The organism is Sulfuritortus calidifontis (genome assembly GCF_003967275.1).
Classification (GTDB): Bacteria; Pseudomonadota; Gammaproteobacteria; order Burkholderiales; family Thiobacillaceae; genus Sulfuritortus; species Sulfuritortus calidifontis.
In genome coordinates, this window is sequence record NZ_AP018721.1 from 1536031 (window position 1) to 1551169 (window position 15139).

The 15139-nt window shown below is 67.5% G+C and carries 16 protein-coding genes and 1 CRISPR repeat array (1 of these 17 cut by a window edge); of the genes, 9 read left to right on the top strand and 7 right to left on the bottom strand.

What is annotated here, in order from left to right; translation table 11 throughout:
- Positions 1–204: a CRISPR direct-repeat array (repeat unit 36 nt; unit sequence AGTTTACATCATCGGGATATGCGCACTGGCCGGAAC) (it extends 1945 nt beyond the left edge of the window).
- Between the two features lie 10 nt (positions 205–214).
- Positions 215–907 (bottom strand): 2,3-bisphosphoglycerate-dependent phosphoglycerate mutase, encoded by a 693-nt coding sequence (locus tag EL388_RS08035; RefSeq protein ID WP_126462108.1) that lies wholly within the window; start codon positions 905–907, stop codon positions 215–217.
- 11 nt (positions 908–918) lie between these two features.
- Positions 919–1551 (bottom strand): histidine phosphatase family protein, encoded by a 633-nt coding sequence (locus tag EL388_RS08040; RefSeq protein ID WP_126462111.1) that lies wholly within the window; start codon positions 1549–1551, stop codon positions 919–921.
- A gap of 77 nt (positions 1552–1628) precedes the next feature.
- On the opposite strand from EL388_RS08040, the gene EL388_RS08045 reads away from it, so the two are divergent.
- The 4 genes from EL388_RS08045 to EL388_RS08060 all read left to right on the top strand — a co-directional run bounded on the left by EL388_RS08045 (position 1629) and on the right by EL388_RS08060 (position 6261).
- The gene (locus EL388_RS08045) at positions 1629–2543 is read left to right on the top strand and encodes an AAA family ATPase (RefSeq protein WP_126462114.1); all 915 of its coding nucleotides are present in this window, start codon (positions 1629–1631) and stop codon (positions 2541–2543) included.
- Positions 2543–3499, top strand: coding sequence for a DUF58 domain-containing protein (locus tag EL388_RS08050; protein WP_126462117.1), 957 nt, complete (start codon positions 2543–2545; stop codon positions 3497–3499). Before EL388_RS08045 ends, EL388_RS08050 begins: the two co-directional genes overlap by 1 nt.
- A complete protein-coding gene (locus EL388_RS08055) occupies positions 3499–5478 on the top strand; it encodes a transglutaminase TgpA family protein (protein ID WP_126462120.1) in 1980 nt (659 codons plus the stop codon). Before EL388_RS08050 ends, EL388_RS08055 begins: the two co-directional genes overlap by 1 nt.
- Before the next feature lie 156 nt (positions 5479–5634).
- Positions 5635–6261, top strand: a complete 627-nt coding sequence (locus tag EL388_RS08060; protein ID WP_126462123.1) for a cation diffusion facilitator family transporter — start codon at positions 5635–5637, stop codon at positions 6259–6261.
- On the opposite strand, the gene EL388_RS08065 is transcribed toward EL388_RS08060, so the two are convergent.
- Positions 6258–6860 carry a nitroreductase family protein gene (locus EL388_RS08065; RefSeq protein ID WP_126462126.1) on the bottom strand — a complete coding sequence of 201 codons (603 nt, stop codon included), beginning with the start codon at positions 6858–6860 and terminating at the stop codon, positions 6258–6260. The two genes, EL388_RS08060 and EL388_RS08065, sit on opposite strands and share 4 nt — an antisense overlap.
- 122 nt (positions 6861–6982) lie before the next feature.
- Here EL388_RS08065 and EL388_RS08070 point away from each other — a divergent pair, with 122 nt between their 5' ends.
- From EL388_RS08070 to EL388_RS08085, 5 genes are all read left to right on the top strand, one after another.
- Complete coding sequence (locus tag EL388_RS08070; protein ID WP_126462129.1) at positions 6983–7351, top strand: winged helix-turn-helix transcriptional regulator; 369 nt, start codon at positions 6983–6985, stop codon at positions 7349–7351.
- The gene (locus tag EL388_RS08075; protein WP_126462132.1) at positions 7348–9918 is read left to right on the top strand and encodes a heavy metal translocating P-type ATPase; all 2571 of its coding nucleotides are present in this window, start codon (positions 7348–7350) and stop codon (positions 9916–9918) included. Before EL388_RS08070 ends, EL388_RS08075 begins: the two co-directional genes overlap by 4 nt.
- An 80-nt stretch (positions 9919–9998) precedes the next feature.
- A complete protein-coding gene (locus tag EL388_RS08080) occupies positions 9999–10577 on the top strand; it encodes a LexA family protein (RefSeq protein ID WP_126462135.1) in 579 nt (192 codons plus the stop codon).
- 12 nt (positions 10578–10589) lie between these two features.
- Positions 10590–10733: a hypothetical protein gene (locus EL388_RS13840; RefSeq protein ID WP_165919100.1), complete on the top strand. Its 144-nt coding sequence runs from the start codon at positions 10590–10592 to the stop codon at positions 10731–10733.
- 47 nt (positions 10734–10780) lie between these two features.
- Positions 10781–11293: a hypothetical protein gene (locus EL388_RS08085; protein ID WP_126462138.1), complete on the top strand. Its 513-nt coding sequence runs from the start codon at positions 10781–10783 to the stop codon at positions 11291–11293.
- 111 nt (positions 11294–11404) lie between these two features.
- Here the strand turns inward: EL388_RS08085 and EL388_RS08090 are convergent, their stop codons facing one another.
- Genes EL388_RS08090 through EL388_RS08105 form a run of 4 tightly spaced genes read right to left on the bottom strand, consistent with a single transcriptional unit; the run spans position 11405 to position 15137 of the window.
- The gene (locus EL388_RS08090) at positions 11405–11902 is read right to left on the bottom strand and encodes a TlpA family protein disulfide reductase (protein WP_126462141.1); all 498 of its coding nucleotides are present in this window, start codon (positions 11900–11902) and stop codon (positions 11405–11407) included.
- Positions 11899–12663: a hypothetical protein gene (locus EL388_RS08095; protein WP_126462144.1), complete on the bottom strand. Its 765-nt coding sequence runs from the start codon at positions 12661–12663 to the stop codon at positions 11899–11901. Before EL388_RS08095 ends, EL388_RS08090 begins: the two co-directional genes overlap by 4 nt.
- Positions 12664–12721: 58 nt before the next feature.
- Positions 12722–14050, bottom strand: coding sequence for a vWA domain-containing protein (locus tag EL388_RS08100; RefSeq protein WP_126462147.1), 1329 nt, complete (start codon positions 14048–14050; stop codon positions 12722–12724).
- Positions 14051–14087: 37 nt separating this feature from the next.
- Positions 14088–15137, bottom strand: coding sequence for an AAA family ATPase (locus tag EL388_RS08105; RefSeq protein WP_126462150.1), 1050 nt, complete (start codon positions 15135–15137; stop codon positions 14088–14090).
- Positions 15138–15139: the final 2 nt, after the last annotated feature.

A 15139-nucleotide genomic window follows, 5' to 3' on the forward strand; every position in this document is an offset into this window, starting at 1 on the left:
CGGAACTTGGCGATGTTGTTGGCGTTGATGGTGGCAAGTTTACATCATCGGGATATGCGCACTGGCCGGAACATACACGCCATAATGACTGTACCCGCAAAGAGTTTACATCATCGGGATATGCGCACTGGCCGGAACGCTGTCCTGTAGCTGTTCTTCCAGCGCGCGAGTTTACATCATCGGGATATGCGCACTGGCCGGAACCTGGCGTGGACTACTCCAGCCATTCTCGGCCCAGCACTGCCAGGCCGTTGGAGAATCGATAGACCAGCGGCACGCCCGGCGCGATCTCGACTTTTTCCATCGCCTCGGCGCTGATGCGATCCAGATGCATGACCAGCCCACGCAGGGTGTTGCCGTGGCTGACCACGAGCAGGCGGCGGCCCGTTCGGATGCGGGGTGCCAGCACTTCGTTCCAGTAAGGCAGCAGGCGGCGCTGGCAGTCGGCCAGGCTCTCGCTCGCCGGCAGCTGTTCGGGCGGCAGATCGGCATAGCGCGGATCGAAGCGCGGGTGTCTGGGGTCGTCGGGTTCCAGTGCCGGCGGCGGCTCGGCATAGCCGCGCCACCAGTGCCGCGCCCGTTGCTCGCCCCAGGCGGAAAAGATTTCCTGCTTGTTCAGGCCCTGCAAGGCGCCGTAGTGGCGCTCGTTCAGGCGCCAGGTCTCGTGGATGGGAATAGCCGTCTGCCCCAGCGTCGCCAGAACCGCCTCGGCGGTCTGCCGGGTGCGCCGCAACACCGAGCAATGCACCTCGTCGAAACGAAAGCCCGCGCCGGCCAGGCGGCGGCCGGCCGCCTCGGCCTCGGCGATGCCCTGGCCGGTCAGCGCGATGTCGGTCCAGCCGGTGAAGCGGTCGGTGAGGTTCCAGTCGCTATGGCCATGGCGGAGCAGGACGACCGTATGGGCCACGGCCTCGTTCCTTATTCGGGCGACTCGACCAGGACGTTTTCGAGATGGTGCCGGTCGCCCCAGGTTTCCAGGTGCCAGCCGTGGGCGTCGATGTGGAACCAGTTGAGGGCGCAGTTGGGGATCTTGAAATCGCGCGGTGCCTCCAGGGCGCGGCCGGTCGCCTTGCGATAGAGCACGTCGAGCACGCCGCCGTGGCTGACTGCGGCGATGGTCTGGCCGGCATGGTGCCGGGCCAGCCAGTCTATGCCCTCGATGGCGCGCACGGCGAAGGCGCGCAGGGTCTCGCCTGTCTCGAAATCGTAGTCGGCATCGCGCGCGGCATAGCGGGCGTGGGCCTCGGGGTGGCGCTGCGCGCCCTCGGCCGCGGTCAGGCCCTGGAAGATGCCGTAATGCCGCTCGCGCAATTGCGGCAGGGTCTTCAGCTCCAGCCCCAGGCGCTCGGCCAGGCCGCGTGCCGTGTCGAGCGCCCGGGCGAGGTCGCTGCTGTAAATGGCGCTGAACCTGTGGTGCGCCGCGTTGTAGGCCATGGCCAGCGCCTGGGCCCGGCCGGTGGCGTTGAGCGGGATGTCGATCTGGCCCTGGATGCGTTTTTCGAGATTCCAGTCGGTCTCGCCGTGGCGGATGATGCAGATGCGGGTGGTCATGATTCGGCCTGACAGGGATGGCGCAAGCATACCGCATCCGCTTTGCGCAGCCACGGTTTGCCTATAGAGTTGCCGTCATGAAAACCGAACTCGCCCAGGCCCTGGCCCAGATCAACCGCGTCGTCCTCGGCAAGGAACATCAGGTGCGCCTGTGCCTGGCCTGCCTGCTGGCGCGCGGCCACTTGCTGATCGAAGACACCCCCGGGGTCGGCAAGACCACCCTGGCCCACACCCTGGCCGTCACCCTGGGCCTGCAGTTCCATCGCATCCAGTTCACCAGCGATCTGTTGCCGGCCGACCTCTTGGGCGCGGCCATCTACGACCGTGAGCGCGGCAGCTTCAGCTTTCATCCCGGCCCGATCTTCGCCCAGGTGATCCTGGCCGACGAGATCAACCGCGCCAGTCCCAAGTCGCAAAGCGCCCTGCTGGAGGCGATGGAGGAAGGCCGGGTCACCATCGAGGGCGAGACGCGCGAACTGCCCAAGCCCTTCTTCGTCATCGCCACGCAAAACCCGGTCGAGCAGGCCGGCGTCTTCCCGCTGCCGGAATCGCAGCTCGACCGCTTCCTCATGCGCATCCGCCTGGGTTACCCCGACCATGCGGCCGAACGCGCCCTGCTGCGCGGCGAAAACCGGCGCGACCTGCTGGCGCAGCTTGCGCCCGTGCTCGACCCGGCGGGCTTCATCGCCCTGCAGCAGGCGGTGCAAAGCCTGCACGTGTCGGAGGCCCTGCTCGACTATGTGCAGGCCCTGATCGACACCACCCGGCGCGATCTGCGCTTCGCCGGCGGCCTGTCGCCGCGCGCCGGGCTGGCCCTGCTGCACGCGGCCCAGGGCTGGGCCTATCTCGACGGGCGCGACTTCGTCCAGCCCGAGGACATCCAGGCCGTGCTCGGCCCCGTGGTCGGCCATCGTCTGCACCCGGCCTCCGGCATCGAGGCGGCCGAGCCGGAGTGGGCCGCCCAGGTGCTGATGGAAGTCGCCATTCCCTGATGGCTTTGCCGCTGCCCGCCCTGCGCTTCGCCCACCTGCCGTGGCGGGCGCCGCGGCGCGAAGGCGGTGAGATTCGGCTCAGCAGTCGCCGGCTCTACATCCTGCCCACGCGCGACGGTCTGCTGTTCGCCCTGCTGCTCGGCGCCCTGCTGCTGGGGGCGATGAACTACAGCCTGAGCCTGGCCTATCTGTTCACCTTTTTGCTGGCCGGCATCGGCGTGGCCGGGCTGATCCAGACCCACCGCAACCTGAACGGTCTGCGCCTGCACGCCGGCCATGTCGCTCCGGTGTTCGCCGGCCAGAGCGCGCACTTCGTCCTGCATCTGGACAACCCCACGGGCCTCGGGCGCTACCGCATCGCCATCGAACATGCCCAGGCCGCGCCCGCCCACGCCGACCTGCCGGCTCATGGCCGAGCCGACCTGAGCCTGAGCCTGCCCCAGCCCCGGCGCGGCCTGCATCGGCCCGGCCGGTTCGCCTTGTCCACCACCTATCCGCTCGGCCTGTTCCGCTGCTGGACGGTGCTGGAGCTGGACTGGACAGTGCTGGTCTACCCGCGCCCCGCCGCCGACAGCCTGCCCTTCCCCGCCGGCGCAGAAGGCGATCAGACCGGTCGGACCAGCCGGCCGGGCGACGAGGAATTCGACGGCCTGCGCGAATACCGGCCGGGCGATTCGCTCAAGCGCATCGCCTGGAAGACCCTGGCGCGCGAGCAGCCGCTCGCCACCAAGCAGTTCGCCGCCCCGGTTTCGCGCGGCCTCTGGTTCGACTGGACGCAGACGCCGGGCGGCAACACCGAGGCCAAGCTCTCGCGCCTGACCCGCTGGCTGCTCGATGCCGAGGCGACGGGTCTCGACTACGGCCTGCGCCTGCCGGCGCGCAGCTTCGGCCCGGCCCGGGGCGAGGCCCATCTGCGCGCCTGCCTGGAAGCGCTGGCCCGCTTCGGGGAGGCCTGATGCGCCAGCGCTATGCGCTGCCCGAACTGCTCTGGCTGGTGCTGCCGCTGGCGCTGGTGGTGGCGCCGCACACGGCCCGGCTGCCGCTCTGGCTCAGCCTGGTCTGGGCCGCCATCGCGCTCTGGTGCCTGCTGCGCGCGGCCCGGCGCCTGCCGCTGCCGCCGCGCTGGCTGCGCATCGCCGTCACCGTCGGCGGACTGGTCGCGGTATTCGTCCAGTTCGGCACCATCGTCGGGCCGCGCGCCGGCGTCGCGCTGCTGGTCTTCCTCTCGGCGGCCAAGCTCTTGGAGACCGAGGCCCCGCGCGACCGCAGCGGCCTGATCTTCGTCGGCTATTTCCTGCTGGTCGCCCACTTCCTGGAGGACCAGAGCCTGCTCAGCGCCGCCTATATGCTGCTCGCCCTGCTCGCGCTGACCGCCTCGCTCATTGCCAGCCAGATGCCACAGCCCAAGGCGCTCTGGCCCAAGCTGCGGCCGGCCGGCCTGCTGCTCTTGCAGGCCATCCCGCTGGCGGTGTTCCTGTTCATCCTGTTTCCCCGGCTGTCGGGCCCGCTCTGGAGCCTGCAGCAGGAAAGCTCGGCCCGCACCGGCCTATCCGACGAGATGCGGCCAGGCGACTTCAACCGCCTGATCCTGTCGGAGGAAATCGCCTTCCGCGCCAGCTTCGACACCCGCGCCATCGACCCCAAGCAGCTCTACTGGCGCGGGCCCGTGCTCTGGGACTATGACGGCCGCGCCTGGCGCACCGTGCAGGACGTACCCTATGGCGGCGTGGTGGGCCAGGGCATCGGCCAGCCGGTGGACTACCGGGTCATCCTGGAGCCGCACCAGCAGCACTGGCTGTTCCTGCTCGGCCTGCCCGAGGCACTGCCCAGGCTCGAGGCCGATCTGCGCAGCGACCTCGTCTGGCTCGCCCGCGCCCCGGTCAGCCAGCGCCTGCAATACCAGGTGCGGGCCTGGCTCGATTACCGTTACGGACCCGATCTCGACCATGCCACCTGGGTTCGCGCCCTCGACCTGCCCGATGCCATCAACCCGCGCGCCCGCGCCCTGGCGGCACGCTGGGCGGGCAGCGGCCTGAGCGATGCCGCCATCGTCGAGCAGGCGCTCGACCACTTCCGGCGCGAGCCCTTCGTCTACACCCTGCAGCCGCCCCGGCTGGGCGAGCAGGCGGTGGATGACTTTCTGTTCAACTCCCGGCGCGGCTTCTGCGAGCACTACGCCAGCGCCTTCGTCTTCCTCATGCGCGCGGCCGGCATCCCGGCCCGGGTGGTCACCGGCTATCAGGGCGGCGAATACAACGCGGTGGGCAACTACTGGATCGTGCGCCAACGCAACGCCCATGCCTGGGCCGAGGTCTGGCTGGCGGGCGAAGGCTGGCGCCGGGTCGATCCCACCGCCGCCGTGGCGCCGACCCGGGTGGAACTGGGCGTCGGCGCCGCGCTGCCGGTGGCGGAACGGCCGGCAGCGCTGATCGATGTCGAGACCGGCTGGCTCGCGCCCGTGCGCCTGGCCTGGGATTTGGTGAACTACCGCTGGAACCTCTGGGTGCTCGGCTACAACGACGTGCGCCAGCGCGAATTCCTTGCGCGCCTCGCCCCCTGGCTGGCCAACCTCAACGCCATGCTCTGGCTGCTCGGTGCCGGCAGCACGCTGTTCATCCTCGGCCTGGCCGGCTTTTACCTGCTGCGTGAAAAGCGAACCAAACAGGATGCGGCCGCCCGGCTCTACGCCCGCTTCTGCCGCAAGCTCGCCCGGCTCGGCCTGGAACGCCACGGCAATGAAGGCCCGGTGGCTTTCGCCCGCCGCGCCGGCGCCGCCCGGCCCGATCTGGCCGAAACGATCGGCGCGATCACCCGGCTCTATGTCGGCCTGCGCTACGGCCGGGCCACGGCAGAGACCCTGCGGGTATTGCGGCAAAGCATCCGCCGCTTCCGGCCGCGCAAGGCTGCCGGCAATGGGCAATCCGGAGTAACCTAGTCAGCAATCGGCATACCCCTTTTCGTCATGCCGGCGAAAGCCGGCATCCAGTTTTATTTCCTGGGTTCCGGGTCAATGCCGCATCGCGGCATGCCCGGAATGACGATTGGCAATGCCGTATCCATCACCCATGAGATTCATCGAAGAAAGATAACCATGGCCACCTGCGGCTGCGGCGACGTTTGCGCCAGCGACAAAATGCGCGACAGTCAGGCCAGGACGCTCAGGATCGTCCTGGCGATCAACCTCGTGATGTTCGGGGTCGAGGCCACGGCCGGCTGGCTGGCCGGCTCCACCGCGCTCATGGCCGATTCCTTGGACATGCTGGGCGATGCCCTGGTCTATGGTTTCAGCCTCTATGTGCTGGCCCGCGACGACAGATGGAAGGCAATCTCCGCCTTCATCAAGGGCGGCATCATGGCCGGCTTCGGCCTGTTCGTGCTGGTCCAGGCCATCGACAAACTGCTGCACCCCGCGCTGCCGACCTACGAGACCATGGGCGCCATCGGCCTCTTGGCCCTGGCCGCCAACTCGCTCTGCCTGTATCTCTTGTGGAAGCACCGCGCCGACGACGTCAACATGCGCTCGGTCTGGCTCTGCTCGCGCAACGACATCATCGCCAACAGCGCCGTCATCGTCGCCGGCGCCGGCGTCTGGCTCACCGCCGCGCAATGGCCCGACCTCGTGGTCGGCTTGGGCATCGCGGCACTCTTCCTGCGCTCGGCGACCCATGTCTTTACCGACGCCGTCCGCACCTACCGGGCGGCCAGCGTCAAAACTTAGAAGTGGTCGCGCACCACCACCTCGCTCAAGGGCAGTTGCCCCGCGCGCGGCCAGGGCTCGCGCATGGCCTTGCCAATGGCGAGGAACAGGCCGATGACATGGCCGGCCGGCAGCTTGATCAGCGGTGCCACCTGGTCGAAGTCCGACAGGTCCATCGGGCAGGAGTCGTAGCCCATGGCCTTGGCCGCCAGCATCAGGCTCTGCGCCGCGATGCCGCAGGAGCGCATGGCTTCGTCGCGCTGCACTTGCTCGCGGCCGTCGTAATAGGCCTGGATTGCGGCCACCACGCCCTCGCGCACATCGGCCGGCGCATCGCGCCAATAACGCTCGGGGCTCTTCCGCCAGGCGTCGAGGTCGGCGCACAGCACCAGCAGCAAAGAGGCATCGGTGATCTGCGGCTGCATCCAGCTCACCGCCCGTAGCTTTTCGCGTAGGGCCTTGTCCTCCACCCGCACGAAACGCCAATGCTGGATATTGAATGCCGTCGGCGACAGCACGGCGAGCGACAGCAACTTCTCGATCTCGGCCTCACTCAACTTGTAATCGGGATCGAACTGCTTGACCGAACGGCGGGCCTCGATCGCGTTGAATACATTCATTTGTTTTCTCCCGGTGTCAGGTTCACACGAACCGGGAACGAAGGTATAGCATTGGCTGCAAGCACGTAAGAATGCACATTTCTGTGATGTAGTTACATTTTGTATACCAAGGCAAAGCGAACATGGCCCTCAAACACAAACGCTACGATTGCGATTTCGGCTGTCCGGTCGAGGCCTGCCTGGCCGTGGTTGGCGGCAAGTGGAAGGGCGTCATCCTGTTCCACCTGCTCGGCGGCACCAAGCGTTTCAACGAACTGATGCGGCTGATGCCCGATGTCACCCAGCGCATGCTCACCCGGCAGTTGCGCGAGTTGGAGGCCGACCGCATCGTCGTGCGCAAGGTCTATGCCGAAGTACCGCCCAAGGTGGAATATTCGCTGACCGAATTCGGCCGAACTTTGGAGCCGATCCTGAAGTCTTTGCAGAAATGGGGGTCGAACTATATCGACCAACTCACCAAGATCCGTCGCCAGCAGGCCAAACAAGCATGAGCCAATTCGCCGAGAAGAAAGTCCTCGAACTGCCCATCGCCGGCATGACCTGCGCGGCCTGCTCGACCCGCCTGGAGCACAACCTGAACAAGCTGGCGGGCGTGAACGCGGCGGTGAACCTGGCGGCGGAGCGCGCGCGGGTGGAATACGACCCGGCGCAAGCCAGCGCCGAAGCCATCGTCGCCCAGGTGGCCAAGACCGGCTTCGCCGTGGCGCCGCAGAGCCTGGACCTGCGCCTTTCCGGCATGACCTGCGCCGCCTGCGCCACGCGGATCGAGACCGTGCTCAACCGCCTGCCGGGCGTCGAGGCGCGGGTGAACCTCGCCACCGAAAAGGCGCGGGTGAACTACACGCCGGGGCTCGTTACCCTCGACGACCTGATCGCCGCGGTGCACAAGGCCGGCTATTCGGCCTGCCCGATCACCGAGGCGACGCGGGCCGAGGCGAAGGCGCGCCAGGCGGCGGAATACCGGCGCGAGGTGATCGCCTTCGCCGTCTCCGCCGCCCTCACCCTGCCCCTCTTGGCGCAGATGGCGACGATGTTTTCCGGCAGCCACGCGGCCTGGCTGCCCGGCTGGCTGCAATGGCTCTTGGCCACGCCGGTGCAGTTCTGGGCCGGCTGGCGCTTCTACGCCGGCGCCTATCACAGCTTGCGCGGCGGCGGCGCCAACATGGATGTGCTCATCGCGCTGGGCACCAGCGCCGCCTATTTCTACAGCGTGTTCGTGCTGTTGTTCGACCCCGATGGTCATCTCTATTTCGAGGCCGGCGCCGCGGTGATCGCCCTGGTGCGTCTGGGCAAATTGCTGGAGGCGCGGGCCAAGGCCAGGACCTCCTCCGCCATCGAGCAGCTCATCGGCCTGCAACCCAGGACCGCCCGCGTCGAGCGCGACGGCGAAACCATCGAGATCGACATCGCCGCGCTCAAGGTCGGCGACCTCGTTCTGGTGCGCGCCGGCGAGCGCATCCCGGTCGACGGCGTGGTGGTCGAAGGCGCCTCGAGCGTGGATGAGAGCCTGCTCACCGGCGAGAGCCTGCCAGTCAGTAAAGTGGGTATCCCATTCACTCCCTCACCCCCAACCCCTCTCCCAATGGGAGAGGGGGGTTCGTTCCCCTCCCCCTTCGGGGGAGGGGCTAGGGGTGAGGGAACCCAGGTCACGAATCGCCCCAGCGCAACGCACCGGGTCTATGCAGGCACCCAGAACCTGGACGGCATGTTGAAGATCCGCGCCGAGGGCGTGGGCGCGCAGACCCAGCTCATGGAGATCGTGCGCCTGACCGAGGCGGCGCAGGGCTCCAAGGCGCCGATCCAGAAACTGGCCGACCGCATCGCCGCCGTGTTCGTGCCGGCCGTGGTCACCTTGGCCGCGCTCACCTTCGCCGGGTGGTGGATCTACAGCGGCGAGCTCGGCACGAGCCTGATCCCCGCGGTGGCGGTGCTGGTCATCGCCTGCCCTTGCGCATTGGGTTTGGCCACGCCGACCGCGCTGATGGTGGGCCTGGGCCGCGGCGCGCAACTGGGTATCCTGGTGCGCTCGGCCTCCGCCCTGGAGCGGGCGGAAAGACTCTCGGTGCTGGCGCTGGACAAGACCGGCACCCTGACCGAAGGCCGGCCGGCCCTGGTCGAACTGCATGCCGCGGCCGGCATGGAAGAAGCCGACCTGCTGCGCCTGGCCGCCGCGCTGGAACAGGGCTCAACCCATCCGCTGGCCCAGGCCCTGCTCGATGCCGCCCGGGCGCGCGGCATTGCGCTGCCCGCGGTCGACACCTTTGAGAACATTCCGGGGCAAGGTGTGCGTGGTCGTGTGGAAGGCAAGGAACTGCGCTTGGGGCGGCTGGACTGGGTATTGGAAACCGCTCAGGGCCCTGAAGAAACATTCCCTCACCCCCTCCCCCAGGGGGGGAGGGGTGAATTGCCCCCTCTCCCTCCGGGAGAGGGCCGGGGTGAGGGAAGAGCGACTGCGGCCACCATCACCGTCGCCCTCGCCGATGACTCCAAACTCCTCGGCCAACTCGTCTTCGCCGACCGGTTGCGCCCCAGCTCCAAGGCCGCCGTGCGCGCCTTGCAGGCACGCGGCATCCAGGTGGTCATGCTCACCGGCGACCAGGAAGCGACCGCCGCCGCCATCGCCGCAGAGGCCGGCATTGCCGAATTCCGCGCCCGCGTGCTGCCGCAGGACAAGGCGGCCGTCGTGGCCGCACTCAAGGCCGATGGCCGCGTGGTCGGCATGGCGGGCGACGGCATCAACGATGCTCCGGCCCTGGCCAGCGCCGACGTCAGCTTCGGCATGCGCTCGGGCACCGACATCGCCTTGGAGGCGGCCGACATCACCCTGATGCACGACGACCTCATGGGCGTGGTGCAGGCGGTGGCGCTCTCCCATGCCGTGCTCGACAAGATCCGGCAGAACCTGTTCTTCGCCTTCATCTACAACGTGCTCGGTCTGCCGCTCGCCGCGCTGGGCATGCTCAACCCGGTGATCGCCGGCGCCGCCATGGCCCTGTCCTCGGTCTCGGTGGTGAGCAACTCGCTGCTGCTCAAGCGCTGGCGGCCCCAGCGGCCCTGAACGCCGCCTGGCGCAAGCCCTCTTGACGCGACGAACCATCGTTCGATAAGGTTGGGACACCGCTTTTCGAGGTGCCCAAAATGTCGAACGACACCGACTACCTGAACAACCTGCAGGACTACTACGCCGAACACCGGGTCTTCCCGCCCTATTCCGCCATCGGCGAAATGCTCGGCCTGAAATCCAAATCCTCGGTCGCCGCCCTGGTCGCCCGGCTCAAGCTGGCCGGCTTTCTCGAGGCCACGCCGGACAAGCGGCTGAAACCCGGCCCGCGCTTCTTCGAGCGCACCCTGGCCGATTCCGCCGTGCGCGCCGGCCTGCCCCACCCGGCCGACACCGGCACCGCCAGCCTGACCATCGACGAATACCTGATCGAGCACCCCTCGCGCACGGTGCTGGTGCGGGTGAAGGGCGACTCCATGATCGACGCCGGTATCCACGAAGGCGACATCGTGGTGGTCGAGCGCCGGCCCTCGGCCAACGCCGGCGACCTGGTCGTCGCCATCGTCGACAACGAATTCACGCTGAAATACTTGGAGAGAGATAGAGGCGATTACGTGCTGAAACCGGCCAACCCGGCCTACCCCATCATCCGGCCCAAAGGCCAGTTGGAGATCTTCGGCGTGGTGGTGGGCATGGTGCGGAAGTACAAAGGTTGATCGGTACCAGCCATGCCAGAAAACCTCACCCCATTCGATGCCTCGGCCTACCTGGGCAATGAAGAAACCTTCGCCGAATACCTCACCGATACCGTCATGAAAGTGATGAAGGCGCTCGGCGCAAGGCTGCATGCGGAACCGGCACGCACAAGCTGATTTCCAGGTTTGTGGCAGCTCCCGGTAATCACGGTAACATCCGCCAGATGCCAACATCTAACAAACGCATCGTAGTCAACGACCGGATGCAGCAGGGCTACAGCTACACCCTGACCGAACCCATGGGCGAGAACTTCCACCCGGAGTTCAAGCCGGAACTGACGCCAAAGCAGATGCTGGCGATGGGCGTGTTCGGCGGCAAGTACATGACCGACTGCGCCGCCGAGTTTCCGGCCGACTGGTTCGAAAACGCCAAGCTCTCGCCAGAACGGCGTAACCCCAAGCTCAATTTCTTCGGCGTGGATGCCTCGCAATCGCTCGCGGAGTGGCGGCGCAAGGGCTGGATTTACGAGGAAGACCCGCGCGGCTGGTTTCAGTGGTATTGCCGCTACTACATGGGCCGCCGCTGCCCGGACGACGAGCGGCAGATCAAGCGCTGGAAGGCGGTGCGCCGGCACATCGCGCAGATCAAGAAGAACTGCCTGGCGGGTGACCCCAATTGCCGACGCCGGCAGAAACAGGCCCTGCTGCACTGGGCCTATGATGCGCGCAAGCTGTGAAGAACTCCTGATTCATACCTGTTTCGTCGCTCCCGCGCAGGCGGGAGCCCAGCCAAATTCAAGAACTGGATACCCGCCTTCGCGGGTATGACGAACAATCGCCCAAGGCCATCACTCGGCCAGCAGCCCCTCGATCACCTGCACCGCCTCCGGCTCGTCCCATTCGATGGAGCCGAACAGGCCGTAGCGGATGCGGCCCTGCTTGTCGACCAGATAGCTGGTGGGGAAGGCGAAGACCTGCCAGGCCTCCAGGTGCTTGCCCTTCTCGTCGAGCACGATGGGGAAGCCGACCGGCACGATCTTGAGGAAGGCGTTGACCTGGGCCCGGGCCTCGCCGACGTTGACGCCGAGCATGGCGAAGGGCCGGCCCGCTAGCTTGTCGTCGAGCCGCTGCATGGACGGCATCTCCTGCCGGCAGGGCGGGCACCAGGTGGCCCAGAAGTTGACCAGCACCACCTTGCCGCGCAGTTGCTGAAAATCGAACCGGCCGCCGTCGAGCGCGGGCAAGGCCAGTTGCGGCGCGGTCCGCGGCGTCAGCGGCTTCAGGCCCTTGGCCAGGACCGGCCCGGTAAGCAGGGTCAACAGCAAGACGAACAGCAGGCGTTTCATTGGCGTCCTTTCCTCAAAGCCTCGATCTGGCCGTGCAGCAGCTCGCCCAGCTTGCCGCCCTCGGCGAGCTCCTCCGGCGTGGCGTCGCCGCGCCGGTAATAGCCGTCGCGCAGGCCAGGCAATACGGTGAGCCGAACCCGGCTGCCGGAAGATTCCAGCGCGGCCTTGAGCCGTTCGCGCCACCAGTAGCCGGCGGAGGACTGCGGCTGCAGATAGGCGATGTCGAGCCGGGCCTGCCGCACGACGGGGTCGTACACCGGCTCCTGCCCGGGCTCGACCTCTTCGTAGAGCAGGGGGAACAAGAGCACCGCGCCGCGCAGCGTGGCCCGCTTGGCGTATTGCGCCTGCCAGAGCCGGGCCAGGCGCAGGGCCGGCTGCGCCATGTGCGCGGTGGCGATGAGCACGATCTCGCGCTTGCCGCTTAGCTTTTGTACCCGCTCCAGCCAGGCGATGAGATCGGCATCGGGCAGCTTGCGCACCTGGCTCATGCCCTGGGGCAGGAAATAGGCACCCATGACATCGGCCACCCAGGTTTCGATGCCCTGCCCGGCCAGGTATGCGCCGGCCTGGTATTCGTATTCGCTCCAGCCGAATTCGCCGGTGAGAAAGACGGCGAGCGTCTGGCCCTGGGCGGCATAGCGCGCACTGTGGATTTCGGCGCCGGAGGGGACCGGGATGACAACCTCGCTGCCGGCGGCGAAGGCGGCGGCGCTCAAGGCCAGGCTCAGGGCCAGGAACAGGCGGCGGAGGGTTTTCGGCATGGCGGGATTATCGGCCGGCCGCGGCCCGAGTGCATCAAATGTTTGTGCTAGCGGACCTTCAATTGAGCTGGATGCGCACGCCGAACGGCACCGGGGCCTTGCCCTTGACCAGCCAGACCACGGGATATGGCGGCGCCTGCTCGGGGAACGCCCCCTCGGCGTCGGTGAAGTACACCAGCAGGTCGGGGCTCAGCCGGTCGCGGTTGACCCAGTCGAACACGGGGCGGAAGTCGGTGCCGCCGCCGCCGGCCACCTCGGCCGGCAGGGTGACCGGCTCCCACATGGCATAGCGCCAGGGGCCGGCCTCGGCCAGCTTGTCGTCGCAGGCGTGCAGGGTGATCTCGGCCCGCACCTGGCCCTTGAGCGCGTCGATCTCGGCGAGGAATTCGCGCAGCTCCTCGTCGGTGACCGAGCCGCTGGTGTCGAGCGCGACCACGACGTTGACGCTCTGGCTGTAGAGCCGCGGCATCAGGGCCTCGCCTTCGCGGCGCGAGGTGCGCTGGAAGCTGTAGTCGTCGCGCGCGGCGTTCATCATGTAGCGGGCGAGCAAGGCGCGCCAGGGCAATTGCGGCGCCAGCAGGTTGTCGACGAAACGCATGAGCGAAGCCGACAGCTTGCCGGCCTGGCGCGCGGCCTGGGCGGCGGCGGCGAGCCGGCTCTTCCACTGCTCGGACAGCTTGTCCGGGTCCATGGGCGGCGGCGGTGGCTGCTCCTGAAGATCACTCTGCGCCTCGCCGCTGTCCTGGCTTTCCTGGGCTTGGGCCTGCTGGCCCTGGCCCGGCTGGTCGTTCTTGTCCCGGCCCTGGCTGCCGCCCTGGCTCCCGGTGTCCTGCTCGCCCTCGGTCTCGCCCGACTGCGCCTCGCGCGGCTCGCCCGCGCCGGTGTCGCGTCCTTCCGGCTCGCCCTCGCTCTGTGGCGGGGTGTCGTTCTCCTGGTCGAACAGATGCTGGTCCATCGTCTCTTCCGGCGGGTCCTCATGCAGCAGCGGATAGATCTCCTCCGCGGTGAGGCCACGGTAGGCGGCGTTCATCAACGCCTCATCCGGCGGCGGCATGCGCTCGTCGTCGAGGATCATGTTCACCGCGTAGTCGCAGGCGACATCCCAGCGGTGCTTCTGCCGGTGGTTGCGCCGGGCGAAGTGCGACAGGGCGCAATGCATGGCCTCGTGCGCCAGCACGAACTGGGTCTGCTCCAGAGTGAGCCGGGCGATGTAGTCGGCGTTGTAGTAGAAGGCGCGGGCGTCGGTGGCCGTGGTCTTGCACCACTTGGGGTCGGCCGCCTTGAGCGGCAGGTGCATGACCAGCGAGCCCAGGAAGGGCTTGTCCAGGATCAGCCGCGTGCGCGCCGCGGCGAGCTTGGTCTCGATGGCGGAGGTGTCCTGGCTCATACGTTCTCCCCCTCTCCCAAAGGAAGAGGGAATCAATTCAAGTAGTCGGCTTGAAGTCGTACAGCATCAGCTCGGCCACGCTGTTGGCCCACTCGACGAACTCGGGCACGGCGAACAAGGGCTTGCCCACGGCGCGGTGCAGGTCGGTGACCAGCATGACCCCCATCTCGCGCTGGGGGAACTGCTTGGCGTATTTGAGGATATTGGCCAGGGCCTTGGGCTGGTTGGCCGCCTCCCGGGCACGCCGCACCAGGGCGGCGGCGACGCCGTATTGCAGGTCGATGCCCTTGGGCACACCCGTCTCCTGGCCTTCGAGGATGGCATCGATGTCCGGCAGGTTTTCCATGTTGTCGATGAAGGCCTTGAGCTCGACCCCCACGGCATTGCCGACGCAGGCCTGCAGGGCGTCGGTGATCAGGTCGGGCCGGTTCATGAACTTGGCCAGGGCACGGTGCACGTATTCCCAGGAACGCGGGCTGGGGAAGGCGACCGGGTTGTGCGCCGGGTCGTAGTCGAACAGAAGATCGGGCCTAAAGCGCAGGAAGCCCATGATCCGGTCGTTGATGCCGTGTTCCAGCGCCCAGGAGATCCAGTCGTCGAGGTTGGGTTCGACCTCGTAATGGGTGAAGCGGTTGGCCAAGGGCGCGGGCATGGCGTAGGTGACGCCGCGGTCGCCCTGGCGGTTGCCGGCGGCAAAGATGGCCCAGCCCTCGGGGATCGCGTACTCGCCCAGCCTGCGATCCAGGATAAGCTGGTAGGCGGCGGCGGAAACCGTGGGCGGCGCGGCGTTGATCTCGTCGAGGAAGAGGATGCCCTTCTCGCCGTGGCGCACCGCGTCGGGCAGCATGTCGGGCACCGACCACTTCACGGTGTCGCCGCTTTTGAACGGGATGCCGCGCAGGTCGGTCGGTTCCATCTGCGACAGGCGGATGTCGATCAGGGGTACGTTATGGCGCTGGGCGATGCCCGCGATGATCTGCGATTTGCCGACGCCGGGCGGGCCCCAGAGCATGACGGGGGTGTGGATGCCTTCGATGCAGCTTTCGAATTCGCGGTCGAGAATGGTTTCGATGTGTGATGGACGCATGG